This is a genomic window from Cupriavidus sp. GW823-FHT06D04, assembly GCF_058795055.1.
Window position 1 is genome coordinate 1 of sequence record NZ_JBXAHL010000075.1, and the last position, 15651, is coordinate 15651.

The window sequence follows — 15651 nt, forward strand, 5'->3', positions numbered from 1 at the left end:
GTAGAGCATCACGTAGCGCCGTAGGAATCCTCGTCCTTTCCGCCGTAAGGCGGCAGCCGAAGGCTGAGGACGGGGAGTATGTCAACACGTACAGCCCGGCCAGCGCCGCCGCCACCATGATCGCGCCGCACACGGCCAGGCCCAGCTCGAAACCGCGTGCCCCCGGAACGTTCTGCACCAGCACGCCTGTGACCAGCGGCGCCAGCACGCCGGCCAGCGACGACACCGATGCATCGATGGCGAGGATCGCACCGCGCTGCCCCGCCGGCACGACCTCGGCCAGCATCGCCGGGCCCAGCGAATAGATCGCCGGCGCGCACACGCAGGCCACTACCAGCAGGCCCACCCGCATGGCCGGCGTGGTGTCCGGCCACAGCAGCAACAGGAAGAAGCCGCCGGCCAGCAGCAGCATGCCGGCCGAGACCCGCCCGCGCGCAACCCGCGACGACACGCCGCGCGCCAGCAGCCGCTCAGAGAACCATGCAATGGCCAGCGTCAACGGCAGGTTGGTGCCGATGATCAGCGCGAACAGCTTGCCGCTGACGGCGTGGCCGAAGCCCAGCCCGCTCTGCAGGTAGGCCGGGATCCAGGTCAGGCACAGCGCCAGGCCCCAGTATGCCGCCAGCCGCAGCGCGAAGCAGCCGAGCACCGTGGGATCGCTCAGCAATACGCGGTACGGCAGGCGCAGCGGCGCGCTCGCGGCCGCGGGGGCGTGTGGGGCACCGTGCCCCGCTGGGCGTTCGTCGAGCGTCCCTTCGCGCCCGAGCGCCAGCCACGCCACGGCCCACAGCACACCCAGCGCCGCTAGCACGTAGAAGTTGGCGCGCCAGCCCCAATGCACGGCGACCGCCGGGATCAGGAAGCCCGCCAGCACGATGCCGATCCCGGCCCCCTGCGTCAGCACCGCCACGGGCAGGTTGCGCCGGCGGTCCGGAAACCACTTGTAGCAGGCGTGGATCGCCACCGGCGCAGCCGGCCCTTCCATGAAGCCCAGCAGGATGCGCGAGACGATCAGCACCGCCAGGCTGGACGACAGCGCCAGCGGGATCTGGCACAGCGACCATGCCAGCGCCATGCAGACCAGCAGCCGCGAGGTCGGCGTGCGGTTGGCAAGAAAGCCGCCCAGCACGCCGGACACCGCGAACAGCCAGAAGAAGCTGCTGCCGACCAGGCCGAACTGCGCCGGCGTCAGCCCCAGTTCATCCATCATCGGCGCGGCCAGCAGGCCCACCACCATCTTGTCCATGGCGTTGACCACCAGGAAGAAGAACAACAGCACTGCGGTCAACCACGCGCGGCGCGGCTGGTAGGACATGGTCATGCGAGGTCTCCCTAAGGGCGGACATCGGTCTCCGGGCGGCACCTGATAGGCACGGCGCCGCTCAATTCGTAATATGGATTACGTTTTCGGGCCAGTATGTTGGCCGGATACGGTTCACGACATCCGTAAAAACACGGACATGCCGGGGCGGGCCCAAGCCACGCCCCGCGGGGAGAAAGGGTCGTCATGGAAAACAAGCTGACCGGGCTGGAAGGCCACGCCGGCTATGCCGCACCGCGCTATTCGCGTGGCCTGCGCACCACGCTGCTGCTGCTGGAAGCCGGCCGCCGGCTGCTGCGCGAGCGCACGCTGGAACAGGTCTCGATCCAGGAAATCTGCGCGCACGCCGGCGTCACGACCGGCGCGTTCTACAGCCGCTTCGAAGGCAAGGAGAGCTATTTCAAGGCTTTGCAGGCCCTGGTGCTGACCACGCTGCGCAAGGCCATGGCCGAGCGCCTTGCGCAACTCGACACATGCCCGCCGACGCTGGAAGACGCCGTGTGCACGCTGGCGCGCGACAGCCGCATCTGGGCCTACCGCAATGCCGGGGTGCTGCGTGCCTCGCTGGTTGCCCGCGTCACCATCGGCGAGGATCCGATCCGGCAGCTCAACCGGCAATACATGGACGACCTGGCTTCACGCCTGGCGCGGCTGCACCCGGCGGGCGCCTCGCCGGAACTGGAACTGCGCATCCGCTTTGCGCACCAGGCCCTGGCCGGCACCCTGCTGTACGCGCTGATCAACCGCGACAGCACCTTTGCGCTGTCGGACCGGCGGCTGGATATGGAGATGGCGCGGGCGTTCCTGCTGTACGCGGCATAACGGCCGGCCCTCGCCACGGAGCACGACGCACAAGGGCTTGAGCCGCGACTACTTTGGCCAATTGGCCTCACACAGGTTGGCAATGAGCGGGCACAGGACCTCATCGCGATTGTCGCGGCATTGCCCAACAAGACTTCTCAACTCGGTCCGCAGCATCCGCAAATCGCGCAGCCGTTCCTCGACGACTTGCAGCGTTTGTTCGGCCAGCGCACGCGCAGTTCCGCATTTGCTGCCGTCGTTCAGTTGCAGCAGCGTACGAACCTCGTCCAGGGTGAACCCAAGTGCCTGGGCCCGGCGAATGAAATGATGCCACTGCAGGCTGTCCCCGGAATACTGACGAATGGCGCCATGCACGCGTTCGGGTATCGACAGCATTCCGCATCGTTGGTAATAGCGAACCGTTTCCACGCCAACGTTGGCCACCTTGGCCAACTACCCATTTATCAGGGTCGACTCCATCACTTGACTCCGTACTCAGAGGGCGATGCAGTGCCCTGCATACGGCGAAGGAATCATCGAAGACCGCGAACTCCGCCATGCAGTCGGCGAGCCCCGACGTCATGAATTGGCATGGGAAAGCCCCCAAACGTGACAAGCGCGGAGAGACCAGGCTGGCATTCCGGCTAACCTGCGCTCTCCGCAAAGCTCCTGCACTCAGGCTTCATCGCCACGGCTTTCGCCCTGGCAACGGCCCCTCGGTACGCCCGATAGGAGCAGCTTACTGGTTCTTCGTCTTGTCTACGCTGGCCGCGGCCTTCGCGGCGTCGGGCTGCGCCACAGGCTTCGCCACATCCGCCTTGGCTTTCGCCGTGTCGGAATCATTCTTTGCGTCAGCCTTCGCCATACCAGCCTCGGTATGGGCGGCCTTCGTCTTGCTCGCATTGTGGTGGCTGCCCTTGGCGGCTGACTTACTGGCATCGGCCTTTACGTCAGCCTTCTCCTTATTGGTGCTGGCTTGGGCCTTTACTTCATGCGCGCCGGCACTCTTGTGGTTCTTGTCGGCCTTTGCCTGCGTGGCGCTCTTCTCCTTGACGACCTTCGCCTGGTCTTTCGACGCCCCGCCCTGCGGCTGAGTCGCGGAAGCTGGCACAGCAGTCTGCGCGAAAACGGTACCGACGAGGGCGGCGGAAGCGAGTGCAGCGAACAGCTTCTTCATGACGTGGACTCCTGGGAAAAATTCAGCAGCTCGGCGATGCGCCTTGCTTACCGGAACAAACGGTACGGTCGGCGTCCGAGTTGACCCACAAGTCGTGACAATCCGTAAGTTCTGCAACCAGCAAACTTGAATCACGAGCCCATCAAACTCCACGAGCAATTTGCTGGCCGGAAACCTCAACCGCTGTCGGCCGGCGGATGTCGAGGCTTCCTTTCGCCTGATAGTCCACGGGATGGTGCGTACGACCTACTATTGCTTCGTGGCGTCCTTGCTCATGGAATCCTTTTCCATCGTACCTTTGCTCATGCCCTCCTTCTTTTCGTGGGGCTTCTTGGCGTGACTCTTGCTCATTTTTTCTTTTTTCATGTCCATATCGTCCTTCCCCATGGACTCTTTCGCCATGCTGCCGCTGGCACCCATGGCGCCCTTTCCCATCTCGTCCTTCTTCATCGCGTCCTGTGCCCATGCATGGCTGGCAAGCAACACCGCGGAGGAAAGCAGCAAAACCAGGCGTTTGTTCATGTTGTACCCCTTGATTGGATTGGTAGGGAGAAGCCGGCAGACTTGCCGGTCAGGTTTCGGGGGGTCAGGAGCCCCCAAACCAGTTGTATCCCTGGTCTTCCCAGTAACCGCCGGGATACTTGTTTGTGACGTAAATCGCGACAATGTGCTTCGGGTTCTTGTACCCAAGCTTGGTGGGCATGCGCAGCTTTATCGGAAACCCATACTTCGGCGGCAGGCGTTCGCCATCGTAGGTGAAAGTAAGCAAGGTCTGTGGATGCAGCGCAGTGGGCATGTCGATGCTTGTGTAGTAGTCATCGGCGCAGAGAAAGCCCACGTATTTTGCAGTGGTATCGGCTCCGACGCGCTGGAGAAAATCAGAGAAGCGTGTACCGCCCCACTTGCCGATGGCACTCCACCCCTCGACACAAATATGGCGAGTCACCTGCGCCGTCTGCGGTAACGCGTAGAGTTCTTCGAGGGTCCATGCCGTCCTGCGCGAGACCAAGCCACCGACTTCCAGTTGAAACGCGTTGGCATCTACCTCTGGTACATCAGCGAGGCCGTAGTAGGCATTGAAAGGAAACGGCCGCGTCAGCCTTGACTCGGGATAGGTCGGCGCCAGCCGGTTAGGGTCGAACAGCCAGCCCTGCACGCGGTCATTGAAGCGCGAAACTGCCATTAGAAAGGACTCAACCGACGGTTTGTCGGTAATGCTGCAGCCCGTCAGCAGTAGCAAGCCACCAAGCGTAATGGCACGCTTTCCGAACAGTCGGCGAGATGGCATGCTCAGCTCGCGCGTTGCATCGTGCAATATCAGCTTGCGGTCGAGCCTGACGATTTGCTCAGCTTTGCTCATGACCATTCTCCGCATCGAGAACTAGCGTCCGCGCAACATGATGATGAGTGTGCGTGGTACCAGCAACACCATCACCACATGGATGACAAGGAATAGCGCAATCGCGCTCATGCCGATGAAGTGCACCCAACGCGCAGCGTCGTAGCCTCCCATCAATACACGCAACAAGGGAAATTGAACCGACTTCCAGATTGCAAGGCCAGACAGCACCGTCAGCACAATCACCACCACCACGCCCACATAGAAGAGCTTCTGGGCAGCGTTGTATTCGGCCAGATTGGGGTGCGCGAGCTTGCCACGCATGGCTGCTGCAATGTCACGCAGTGCCGCTGGGACGGAAAGCGGAAAGAAGCGCCGCCGGAAACGGCCCGTGACGATATTCATCACCAAATAGAACAGGCCATTGGCGACAAGGAGCCACATCGCCGCAAAATGCCACTGCAGGCCCCCGGCAAGCCAGCCGCCCAGAGTGATTGCATTGGGAAAGTGGAAGCCGAACAGCGGCGATGCGTTGTAGATGCGCCAGCCGCTAAGCATCATGATGAGCACAGCGATGAGATTCAGCCAGTGCGTGATGCGAACCCATGCAGGCTGGATGGACTGGCTGTGCGGCGCCAGCTTATCGGGCGGCACATGGTGGGCATTCTTCACTTGCTTTCTCCGACGCCAGGCGGCACATCGGTGACCGCCTTCTTCACCACGTTCGTCGTCCCAGACGCCGAGACCTTACAAGGTCAGTGCATGCTTGCCCTGCCACCCTAGGTTCCGCTGCTGGCGAATGCGGCAAACGACACTTGTCAGCTCAGGAAATCCACACCGGTTCGGCTTTTGAAATAAGAGCGACACGCACATTCACGATAGGAGCAAATCCCGGAGGAGGCAAAGCAGGCCTTCGCTCTCCGTCCGGCCCTGCATGGGGTGTATCGACCGTGGACGCGAAGCCCCGATCGGAGGAAGCAGAACCGACGTATTGGCGGCCCCGAAACTGAAGCCTCGCTCGCCCGCGGCCGGGCTGGAAGATTCCCGAACTCGTTCCATGCTGGTAGAGCCAGCGCCGCTGCTGTCAGGGAATGACCAGTCGGTTCCCGCCTTCGGAGGCTACCTTTGCGTTCGTATGTGGCTCAGGTCGAGAGGCAGTGCGAGGACGGCAAGTCGGAAAACTGCAAAGGTGAATTATCGGGGGGCGGATCTCAAAAAATCTGGGCTCCAACCCGGCCGGTTTGGCGTGCAAGGTGCCGCGCCGGCGATTCCGTTAGAAGCGCCCAATTCCGCCCCAGTCTTGGTTTCCGGGCAGTTCCGGGGCGGGGGTTGGGCAGATTTAACGCAGGTTTTGGCGACTTCTAATGGACAGGACCAACCATTGTTCTTGGAAAATGAAAGCGTTTCTCGTCCATGTACGCCATCTCGTAACCCCATGAATTTTTGGACTTTTTCGCCTTAGCGCGTCGCACCGCAGAAACGCCGTTACCTCCATTCGCGCCAATATTCCCCTTCTTGGTGCTTGCGGGAAATGAAAGCCTTGTATCGCCGGAGAAAAGTGTCTTTTCTGCCACGTTTCGTAGTGCATACTGATGCCTTTGCGCGTTGCCAGCCGGCACATAGTCAAGTTGTATAGGTGCTGTCTGCTCAATCAACGGGATAGGCGATGCCACCAATAGGCGATGCAATTTCAGCGTTACAAGAAGGTCGCTGGAGAGACTACCTAGAAGCCATACATCCAAGGCTGAAAACCGACAAGGAGCAGCTGTGGAAAGAGCTTGCCGCTGAGCATCCAGTCTCAGTGGATTTGATAACTATCCTAGTGACGCTCCCGAGTGAGCATGCTCGGGACGCGTGTCATCGCCTCCTTCCTGCCATCGGAAGGCTGCCCGCTATCACCTTCGAGGAGGCGCTGAGGCTATTAGATTTTGCCGAAGCGCTCGAGCCATCATATAGACACGCTCCTGCACGAGAACTGACTCCTCATATACGCGCGCGAAGCAACTTGGGCATCGAGATTGGAGACTATCTTAGAACCCAGACGGGACGTGGTGAAGCCGCACATCGAGTCTGGGCGAACGCGTTCGCCGCGGCAGCCCCAGAAGTGGCGGCTCGCTATGCAATCGGTTTGATGACCGGAAATCTCGTTGACAGCCAGCTACTTATCAGCTTGCTTGATTTCTTGCCGTTGGAAGCACCAACTGTCCGGTCGGAGCTGGCTGCATACGAGGGACAACTTGCTCAGTTGCTCCTGCTAAGCGCCACTGAAGTCGGCCCTGTATCCTGGTCGGGGCTAGCGTCCATCTCCAATCTATCACCTACTGCGGCGACCTATTTAGTAGACGCCATCGACTCCGGCAATATCCAAGCCGCAATGGCTGTCGCAAGGTCGCTCTACCGACTAAATACCCCTAGCTTCGGTGCTACTGCAGCGCCAATCCAGGACATCATTAGGCGCCTGCTCACCATTGGTGTTCACCACCAGGAAGCACGCCAGCAAATCGACCAGTCCATCGCAGGCCTGATGTACCAAGACTCGCTTCGGCCGCACGCTGTGGCTTGCCTACCGGACTTATGCACCATTCAATCGGACGTTGTTGAGATGTTCGGTGAGACCTTTCGCGAGCTGGGGAGCCATTCTGATGACTTCATAATGGTGTTGTCCGAATGGTTGCTTCGTTCCAGTGCGAACTTCGCGTCTATCGGAAGCCTGCTTTCGCTCTGCACGACACAGCAAGCGCCCGTCGGTTTGAACGGAAAAGCATTCGTTGCACATGGTACGGAGAGTTCCGTCAAGGCCGTACGAAGGCTGCTCGCTGTGACGCATCACGGTCCGACTTTATGTCAATTTATCGCCGCTCTTGCCGAGTTGAACGAGATGGGGGACACGCGATTCCGGCTGGCGGGACAGATGCTTAATTTGAGCTTCGCTGAGTATCCTGGCGCAACCGAGGAGTTCTTGAAGGAGAAGACTAAGGCTTGCCCGCGAACGAACCCCGCAGCACACGTTTTCCGTTCCGCTTACGCGGACGCGTTGCGCTGGCGTAGAGTTCTGGCCAAGCTCCCACAGCGTAAGGAACTACGCCCAAGCGATGCCGAGTCGCAAGCGCTCAAGGCGATGAAAGGACGCGTTAGGCGCGAGATTATGCGTGTGGTTGAAGAACAATCAGTAATCGCACAGTTTGCTACCAAGGCAAACGTGGCGCAAGGTAGAAAATTCGCATCTCACACACAGTCCCGGGCACCCCAGATAACCGAGATGGCTGAGGCAAGCCACTCGGTAGAGTTGCCGTCCAGCGAGCTAGCTGACCCCATGCGAGGGGAGCTTGAGCGTCGGCACCTCCTTAGGAGCGCCCGATGACCGACAGTCTGCGCCTACTACTTGAAGACTTTCTTGGGCTCATGCGAGAGGAAGGGGAACTTGACGTTTTCCTCCCTCTGCTCATGTCAGCCATGGGGCATGAGGTCGTCTACCGTCCCCAGAAGGGGACGCGGCAGTATGGAGTTGATATAGCCTCGGTCGGCCCAGATAGTGACGGTAAAACGAAGCTCTTTCTGTGGCTCGTCAAGTGTGGCGATATTGGTAGAAGCGACTGGGACTCTGGACCGCAGTCAGTTCGTCAGTCCATTAACGATGTCGGTGATGTTTACCTTCGCAGTCATCTCGCGCCAGAGCATAAGGCGCTTACGAAGAAGCTGCTCATCGTCACTAACGGTGACTTCAATGCCAATCTGAATGAGACGATTTCCGCGTTTCTCGATACCTGGTCTCGAACGAAGAGGGTGCAGACCGAGCAAGTCAATGGTTCAAAGCTAGCGGCCTGGACAGAGCGACACCTACTTGATGAGTACATTCTTCCCAGCTCGAACCGTGCTTTACTACGACGGATGCTCGCCAATGCGACATCACCTGAACTATGCGTTCGGGTCGGCCGCAGACTTATCGACGACATGCTTGGCAATGCGGTGGCACCATCGAAGACACCCGGAGCGCAAACAAAACGACTCCTTACTGGAATACGAGGGCTTCGGACGGCACTGAGTGTCTTGCAGGTTTGGGCGGCAAGCGAGGACAACCTGCTCGCCCCCTACATCCTGTTGCAATACGCGGTGTTGGCGGCATGGTCTCGCCTACATGAGCGGCTACAAGCTGGCGAAGCCGACCTGTGTCGTGAATTCGGTGCTTTGCTATTCCAGTTAGCCTCACTGGCTGAGACGTACCACCAGCGCATGGATACATACTACCGTGTGCAGGATGCGTTCGCCAATGCACTACCGGACAGTCTTTTGGTATCTCGGATAGTCTTCGAGGAACTGGGCAGACTTGGGCAGCAGGGTTGCTTCTGGGCATTCCAAGCCGCAGTAAGTGAGAATGGCGAATTGGACCAGCCTGCCCACAACTATGCGAACCGAGTTCTGGCTCTTCTTCAAAGTCACAGTTGCTCCGCCCTTCCCGCGTACGACCACCACTCAGCGAGCATTCATGCAGCTCTCTTGCTGCTTGTTGTGACTGGTAACGGTGACGATGCACGCCAGTGGGTCAAGGAGCTATGCCAACGCTTGCACTACGCCACGAGCTTGCGCAAATTCCTGCCGATGTCGGCGACGTTCGAGGATGCGATTCTCGTGCGCCATGGACATGAGGAGATGAGCGAGGATTTCTGTTCGACCTCCACGCTTTTACCCATTCTGCTGACTTGGACCGCGGCCCTCGGGATGAACGATGGTTACGAGTTCTTGCGAACGGAGGTGCTGCCCAGGCTAAAGGACACTACGCCCAATTTCTGGAGCTCTGAGCAAGGATATGACTCAGTGGTAGCCGATGCTGGAGCGCTACATGAGCACGGAATTGGCGAAGCTGTCATGCAAGTACCGGAAGCTCCCTTAGAATTTCTCCGTCAGATGTCAAAGGGATTGGACGGAGTGGAACACATCGAGCAGTCGTTCTGGTACCGGGCTGGCGCTCCCTACATACCACTCCTTGCAGCACTTCATTGGCAGACGCAAGTCCCAAGGGAGGCGCTTGTCCAACAATCGATGGCATTCGCAGGCGTGGAGCTGCCCACATCTGACTCTAGCTGAGCTCGCCTCGATAGCTGGACAACTACAGAGCCACAGTTTCAGGCTCCAGCTCCACAAAGGCTTATGCCCACCGGACGCAGGTCCTTCCTCTCCATCAGCGATGGCTTATCTCCTACCTGACAGGAAGTCGACCCAATCTGACGCGTAGGCACACTCCATGGGCGTTGTGTCCTCTTCTATGACAGGACAACCTGAATGTTCGATGCGTTTTCTGAACTTGGTTGCTACAGGCTCGGGTATCTCATTCAAGCGAACGTAATCGGTGCTTCCGGAACGATGAACAGGGACCTTCAATGGCTGAGGCCGAGGTGGGAGCTTCTCCTCACCAGTCAAGGCAACGGCAATTGAGCGAGCAACAAGGTCCCAGACTGACGCCGCGAATCTTGGGTATTTGTTAATCACCACTCGCTCGGGATGGCTGTACAAATCTTCTTGCAATTCCACGACATAGTCGGGAGCTGCGCCACTATTGAGCCGCCCAAGCTTCGCGGTCGCTATTACTCGGCCGCGGCCGTCTTGCCCTGCCGAAAGAATTTCAACGGTAACTTTGAGCATACAAATCTCGAAAAAGCACGGGCAAAATTCGTCCCGCAAGAACGCCATCAGCTAATAGTTCCATTCTTCCCTCCCAGAAATAGATTACGCCGGTCAGTTGCAAGGTGACACGCGCCGGCGTCTGCCCCCTTGCTTGCGTCGCTTAAATCAGAAGTCAATCTTGAGCTCCTGCTCATCATCAACTGACAAGACGTCCCACACTGCACCCTCATCCGACTCCGGCACAGCCGGGTTCGCCGTCCTGTTGAGTCTCCAATCGAGATGGTTAGCATCCTGCTCATCCATACGAGCCTTCGCCTGACTCCTCGCCCGACGTGCTCCCTCAGCGAACGAGACTGATGCGTTTGCCTCCGCTGCAGCCATCTTTCTCTGCTTCGCTTTACTGATAACTCCTGGCGTGACTGTCTCGGAAACTGATGGCGCACTCCTCGCATCGTGGCTCGCTTCCGAGAACCTCTTATTCTTCACCATGTTCATGAATCGATGCAGGCACCAACTCGAATCGCCGAATTGCATTCGAGTTCGCCTCGTGGCATCGAGGCGCTCAAGCTTTCCGTCTGGGCCTTCCCAACGCACGTGCAGTGGAGCGTTAGGAACGCGGTACGCTTTCACGACTAGGCTCTGCCCGCCATGCATCTTCTCATGAAGCTTCGCGAGTTCCTTGAGGAGCGAAGAGGTGTACTCGTGCTTCTCAAACGTGACAATTCCTCCCGGCGCAGGAACGTCAATCTCTTCGCACAATTTTCGAAAGATGACCTCTTCCGGCCACTCCCAAGAAGCATCCCCTCGTTGTTGCCTCATGTTGAACTTGAAGATTTCAATGGGCACTGGTCGCACTCCGCTTTCAAGCATCTTTTCTGTCAGCAAATGTCGAACATCCATCGTCAGGTTCCGCTTGCTTATAGCCGAAAGAAGCGCTTGCATGAATGTGCGGAAGCCCAGCACAGCATCCTTTTTCTTACGACGACGGCGTCTAGCGTCGAGTGCCTCATCTCCAGTGGGATGGGTTGAGCCAGGAAGATGCGCGACTTCCCGCTGAGCCATTGCCATAACTTGCTCAGCGTGGCCTTTTCCAGGTCCGTCGCCCGGGCGAGCCATTATGGAATCAGTTCGTAGACGCTTCACGACGGCGGCCACCACTTTTTTGGATATGCCTGGCCCACGGTCACAGAATATCTGTGCAGCACAACCGTGAACCATCCCCTTTAAGTGTTGCATACCCCATCGTTCCAGCTCAGTCTCCTTAGACGTGTAGGCCGAGAACACACAGTTTATGTAGCAGTCTCCGTTTTCCGTCCCAAAAGTCACATACCATCCAACAATAGCAGAGCTACTTCTGTCGACCGCAATCGTCACCGTTGGCCCTCCGGAACCGTCGATGCGCATCAAATCTTCGCCGTACCAGAGGTCGAGGTCAGCAACCGTTGCGTCGATGTCGAAAACCGTCAAATTCCTCCGAACAATATCTTGGGCGTTCCCCCCAGCTAATTGCCGCGGAAATCCGGGAAGCTCGCTACGTATCTTGTCCCGCTCATGGCGACACCTCTTAAGCACCTCCCGTCCTACTTTCTCCATGTAATCGCGGTTTGGGAGGTACTTCACATCGACACGAAATGCCTGGCTGGTGCCGTCCTCGGCACGGTTGTGTCCCGCTCTAGTTAAGACGTATCTATCTACGATGACCTGAATCGAATCGTCCGTTTCCCACGCCTCGGCTTCGACAAAGGTTCGAAACTCCTCATACCTACGAAGAGTGAATCGAATTCGCTTTCGGTTTGTGTTCGGGTCAATCCGTTCAGCGTCTGTCGGCCTCCCCATGACGACGGGCCGCCCGTTCGCATCGCGAAGCCCTCTTCGTGGTTCATCCTTGCCGCCTTTTCGCCAATCTTGGTCTATTAGCGCATTGGAATGCTCTCCATAGAAGAGGTAAAACTCTGTCCATTTCACAACAGAAGGCCTGGACACTTCGAAAGTGGACAAAGTCTCTTGAATCGCATCTTTACGGCACGCCGAGTCAAGCACGATGGAGTGTCCCCATTTGTTCATAATGAATGACACGACTTCCTGCTTGAACTCTAGCTCCAGTTTCTTCCCCTCGTCCTCTGGTGGAACCGCCTCTCGCATCTGTATGGGAATGCCTTGTTCAGCAACCTTCTTGATTCTTTCTTCACGACGAAGACGCTCAACATCCTGCCGCCTCCACTTTTCCCGATACGCGGGCGTGCTCGGCGGTTTCTCAGGAACGAAGCGGCCTCCAGTTTCAAACCGGCCGATGCGCATAACCCAGACGTACTGGTTGTCTTCGCACAAGTAGCGGAAAACCACTTCCTTACCCCGAACAACACGTACCCAGTTCCAATGCGGGGACAGACTTTGCGTCAGCGGTTCCATGCTGGTTCCTGGCTAAAAATACTTAACTGCATGCTCGACGCACCTGCTCATTGTTTTACGACCAAGCAACATCATCGGCTCTGTTGGAGACAGCTCGTAGCGATGGTCCCATGCTAACTGCCCGAGAAAGAATGCAATCCCGAAGAGCCTGTATGCGAAAGCCAGATTCCATCCGAGACGCCTGCCGACCATGCCGAGGACGCGGTCAACGCTTCCCCTTGCGGTTGTCGCCAGTAGGGCGTTGGCCAACTCTTCTGCCCACGCCACGTGCTCAGAGATGTCCTCTGTATGTTTCATGTACTGGCGCATTTGACAGTAATTCTCAAACTCCAGGTCCGGTATGGTTTTCTCGGTCATGGCTTCATGAGATGCGCCCCACGCCCCGATACCATCACTCTCGCGGACATGTCGTCGCTTTACCGCTGGCAAGCAAAGCTTCGCCTCAGGCTTACCCGATATGCCGTGATAGACAATTCCCCCACGACCTGGAATCCTGAGAGCAAGCATGAAGTCGATGGTCATCACAGCGTTCTTAGGGAGCGGAAGCCCGCGACTCGCGTATCGCCAGTAGACCTCCGGGTCCCACGATGGATACTGGGTCCGTACCTCTATCACGTACGGGCACATCTCGAAGTAGGTAAGGAGCCTAGCTTCAAGACCCGAATGGCACGCGGTGCTTCCCCCAACCTTGAAGCCAAAGTAATCACCAGAGAGTCCTGTTTTTCCTTCCCGGGCGGCCTTCCAACTCTCAAACTCGCCTGCGCTCGGGATGCCACGAGGGTCATGAGCCGGAAGCTTTGGTGGCCATTCAAGTACGGGACTCCCAACAAGCTCTCTCAAGCGCAGTTGGCCTAGCCGTTGAAGCTCGCCTCCGGCGTTGGAAGGGGATGGACTGCTACCCGTCTCAGCTTGCCCAGATTGCCTTGTCAGCGAAGGGAATTGCTCTAATTCCGACATCATGCTTCGAATGCCTCTATCCATTTTCTTGCCCTACCAACTCGTACCCTGAGCGACCGATGCTTCAATCCGTCGTATGTTGTTGGGTCTCCGAACTCAGACTTGTCGCAAAGCTTCCTGACATGCGTTGATATGAGCTGGACAACTCGTTGCTTCCATGACTCATCGCTGTCGACGCATGACCTCAGCGTCGCGACAATCTCCGGCGACCGATTCACCATCGTCGAACCGGTCTCCGTCGCTGAGTTGTTTAGCAGGTATGCTCGCGTGACCCTTCTGAATGGCGTCACTCTGTGGGACTCTTCTCGCCGTTCTAAGATGCGCTGTCGCAGTTGCTCAACCTTGGTTCTCATCCGCGCTTTTGACAGCTCATTGTTGATGCCTTGAGCGCGTTTTGCCGGCATGACCTGGTCGTACCATTCCAAGTCAACCGCGCGAAAGTGTCTCACTGCGGATTTCCCTTTTGGCAGTCTCTCGACCGCACTTCGTAGTAAGGTCGGATTCCGGGCCATGTGGCACAGCAGCCATTCTCGATACTGAGATATGACAGATACAGCCTCATCGGTAGGTTGACGCTCGAACCGCTTTGCATACTCTTCGGCCGACAAGAATCGGGTTTCTCGCCTACGTCGCGAGCTGCCACCGGTCTCGTCATAGGTTGCGTCTTTTGCCTTCCAAGGTATCGCCACTCGCTCAGCGAACGCTGCCATCGTCTCCCAGTTGCCGAACGCGATACTGACTGCCGTCATGTTGACTACAGCATTTCGGACTGGCGGGTACTCTGGATTCGTGAGCCGAAACAGAGTCGTCTTACCCAGGCCGAGACGCGCCATACCCACCTCCCCAATCTCGCTCATGAAGAACTCTGCAAGCGCCCCAGCACGACGTGCTCCAGAGCCACACCCATGCAAAAAATTGCGCAACGCCTTTGGCACCGAAAGCTCATCGAGATGACAACCTACTTTTCCCTGCAAAAGCTGATACGCCATCCTTGAAACACGGTTCGCAGCTTCCTCCTCCTTGCTACCAAGGTCGGCGACCGGGCGCAGCGAATCTCCACACGTACAACGCACCGTGGGACGCCAGGTTGAGCGGTGACGGCGGTGTCCTGCATCACAACTGTCACAGAACGTGAGCAATGGATGCTCGTGCTCTGCGCATGTGAAGATTCCTGGCGTGAGATGCAGTCGTCGCCATATGGTGTAGCCATATGTGCGTACATCTTCATGCAAGCACTGTGGGCAAATTGCTAACCTGCCGCGCATCCCAGCCGGACCCGCACCAACAATCGCCGCAACACCCGGTTGCGCATTTCCAGCATGGTGCTCGTATAGTCGCCTACGGCCCTGAAGCGATTGAAACGGACGGTAAAGAGGGTAGCGGGTATGCTTGGCAATCAATGTGTCGACGTCAGGGAGTACGCCATCAAAGGCAGACGAAAGTCTTTCGAGATTTGTTGGATACACCCACGCCAACCGGTCGCCATGTAGTTCGAACACCTGGGAGGTCAATGAGTAGACAGCGCCGGCGCGATTTGCCGACTGGTTGGCAACGTAGCCTGTTACGTCCTCCTCGGGTTGAATATGGTTTAGCAACAAGACTGATTCCTGAAAGCCCAAGGTCATCACGCATTTCTCCTAGAGCTCTAAGCCGTCTTGGGTCGAATAGGTTCGGACCGTTGCGACCCTCAATCGAGCGGTGCGTGCTAGCGCCCAATTCGGCGCGGTCGTAGTCCCCAGGCTGTTAAGGGCCCATGCCAGACGACGGCGAACAAATGCCCCTCGGGATTCGTCCAGTCTGCCTGCCGCCTGGATTTCGTCGGTATGGCGCAAGGCGTATTCGCTAATGCCTGTCATCGCCTGTAAGCGATAGCATGAAGTCCTCTGAGGAGGGTTGTCGCCTCCCTCGCAATGCTTCTGTGCACTCATGAGCGCTCGCCAAAGTGAGGCTACAAGATCCTATGAGACAGGACAAACCGATGCTTAAAATCAGCGTGTCGTGCTTGGCTCACAGGGGAGACATCATGCG

General features: G+C 57.9%; 13 protein-coding genes. 3 read left to right on the forward strand and 10 right to left on the reverse strand.

Going from position 1 to position 15651, the window contains the following annotated elements:
* Positions 1-1321: MFS transporter (locus AC1Q7H_RS38780; protein WP_492382459.1), on the reverse strand; the 1321-nt coding region annotated here is incomplete at its 3' end.
* A gap of 186 nt (positions 1322-1507) precedes the next feature.
* Between AC1Q7H_RS38780 and AC1Q7H_RS38785 the strand changes: the two genes are divergently transcribed.
* Positions 1508-2143, forward strand: coding sequence for a TetR/AcrR family transcriptional regulator (locus AC1Q7H_RS38785; RefSeq protein WP_153954943.1), 636 nt, complete (start codon positions 1508-1510; stop codon positions 2141-2143).
* Positions 2144-2191: 48 nt separating this feature from the next.
* Here the strand turns inward: AC1Q7H_RS38785 and AC1Q7H_RS38790 are convergent, their stop codons facing one another.
* From AC1Q7H_RS38790 to AC1Q7H_RS38810, 5 genes are all read right to left on the reverse strand, one after another.
* A complete protein-coding gene (locus AC1Q7H_RS38790) occupies positions 2192-2566 on the reverse strand; it encodes a MerR family DNA-binding protein (protein ID WP_249678785.1) in 375 nt (124 codons plus the stop codon).
* 295 nt (positions 2567-2861) lie between these two features.
* Positions 2862-3299: a hypothetical protein gene (locus AC1Q7H_RS38795; protein ID WP_492382460.1), complete on the reverse strand. Its 438-nt coding sequence runs from the start codon at positions 3297-3299 to the stop codon at positions 2862-2864.
* 249 nt (positions 3300-3548) lie between these two features.
* A complete protein-coding gene (locus AC1Q7H_RS38800; RefSeq protein WP_041227697.1) occupies positions 3549-3821 on the reverse strand; it encodes a pentapeptide MXKDX repeat protein in 273 nt (90 codons plus the stop codon).
* A gap of 64 nt (positions 3822-3885) precedes the next feature.
* Complete coding sequence (locus tag AC1Q7H_RS38805) at positions 3886-4659, reverse strand: molybdopterin-dependent oxidoreductase (protein ID WP_013955352.1); 774 nt, start codon at positions 4657-4659, stop codon at positions 3886-3888.
* 21 nt (positions 4660-4680) lie between these two features.
* Positions 4681-5310 (reverse strand): cytochrome b/b6 domain-containing protein, encoded by a 630-nt coding sequence (locus AC1Q7H_RS38810; protein ID WP_013955351.1) that lies wholly within the window; start codon positions 5308-5310, stop codon positions 4681-4683.
* A 1459-nt stretch (positions 5311-6769) separates the two neighbouring features.
* On the opposite strand from AC1Q7H_RS38810, the gene AC1Q7H_RS38815 reads away from it, so the two are divergent.
* Both AC1Q7H_RS38815 and AC1Q7H_RS38820 read left to right on the forward strand, forming a co-directional pair.
* Complete coding sequence (locus tag AC1Q7H_RS38815) at positions 6770-7999, forward strand: hypothetical protein (protein WP_492382461.1); 1230 nt, start codon at positions 6770-6772, stop codon at positions 7997-7999.
* Complete coding sequence (locus AC1Q7H_RS38820; RefSeq protein ID WP_492382462.1) at positions 7996-9720, forward strand: hypothetical protein; 1725 nt, start codon at positions 7996-7998, stop codon at positions 9718-9720. Before AC1Q7H_RS38815 ends, AC1Q7H_RS38820 begins: the two co-directional genes overlap by 4 nt.
* Before the next feature lie 105 nt (positions 9721-9825).
* Here AC1Q7H_RS38820 and AC1Q7H_RS38825 read toward each other — a convergent pair whose 3' ends face one another.
* The 4 genes from AC1Q7H_RS38825 to AC1Q7H_RS38840 all read right to left on the reverse strand — a co-directional run bounded on the left by AC1Q7H_RS38825 (position 9826) and on the right by AC1Q7H_RS38840 (position 15248).
* Positions 9826-10275 (reverse strand): hypothetical protein, encoded by a 450-nt coding sequence (locus AC1Q7H_RS38825; RefSeq protein WP_492382463.1) that lies wholly within the window; start codon positions 10273-10275, stop codon positions 9826-9828.
* A gap of 147 nt (positions 10276-10422) precedes the next feature.
* The gene (locus AC1Q7H_RS38830) at positions 10423-12666 is read right to left on the reverse strand and encodes a TnsB C-terminal domain-containing protein (RefSeq protein ID WP_492382464.1); all 2244 of its coding nucleotides are present in this window, start codon (positions 12664-12666) and stop codon (positions 10423-10425) included.
* Positions 12667-12678: 12 nt separating this feature from the next.
* Positions 12679-13506, reverse strand: a complete 828-nt coding sequence (locus tag AC1Q7H_RS38835; RefSeq protein WP_492382465.1) for a PDDEXK family nuclease — start codon at positions 13504-13506, stop codon at positions 12679-12681.
* 116 nt (positions 13507-13622) lie between these two features.
* Complete coding sequence (locus AC1Q7H_RS38840; protein ID WP_492382466.1) at positions 13623-15248, reverse strand: TniQ family protein; 1626 nt, start codon at positions 15246-15248, stop codon at positions 13623-13625.
* Positions 15249-15651: the final 403 nt, after the last annotated feature.

Bases quoted from the DNA above. Each gene is read 5' to 3' on its own strand.
- AC1Q7H_RS38785 (WP_153954943.1), top strand. From the start codon at position 1,508: ATGGAAAACAAGCTGACCGGGCTGGAAGGCCACGCCGGCTATGCCGCA.
- AC1Q7H_RS38795 (WP_492382460.1), bottom strand. From the start codon at position 3,299: ATGAAGAAGCTGTTCGCTGCACTCGCTTCCGCCGCCCTCGTCGGTACC.
- AC1Q7H_RS38800 (WP_041227697.1), bottom strand. From the start codon at position 3,821: ATGAACAAACGCCTGGTTTTGCTGCTTTCCTCCGCGGTGTTGCTTGCC.
- AC1Q7H_RS38805 (WP_013955352.1), bottom strand. From the start codon at position 4,659: ATGAGCAAAGCTGAGCAAATCGTCAGGCTCGACCGCAAGCTGATATTG.
- AC1Q7H_RS38815 (WP_492382461.1), top strand. From the start codon at position 6,770: ATGACCGGAAATCTCGTTGACAGCCAGCTACTTATCAGCTTGCTTGAT.
- AC1Q7H_RS38820 (WP_492382462.1), top strand. From the start codon at position 7,996: ATGACCGACAGTCTGCGCCTACTACTTGAAGACTTTCTTGGGCTCATG.
- AC1Q7H_RS38825 (WP_492382463.1), bottom strand. From the start codon at position 10,275: ATGCTCAAAGTTACCGTTGAAATTCTTTCGGCAGGGCAAGACGGCCGC.
- AC1Q7H_RS38830 (WP_492382464.1), bottom strand. From the start codon at position 12,666: ATGGAACCGCTGACGCAAAGTCTGTCCCCGCATTGGAACTGGGTACGT.
- AC1Q7H_RS38840 (WP_492382466.1), bottom strand. From the start codon at position 15,248: ATGACCTTGGGCTTTCAGGAATCAGTCTTGTTGCTAAACCATATTCAA.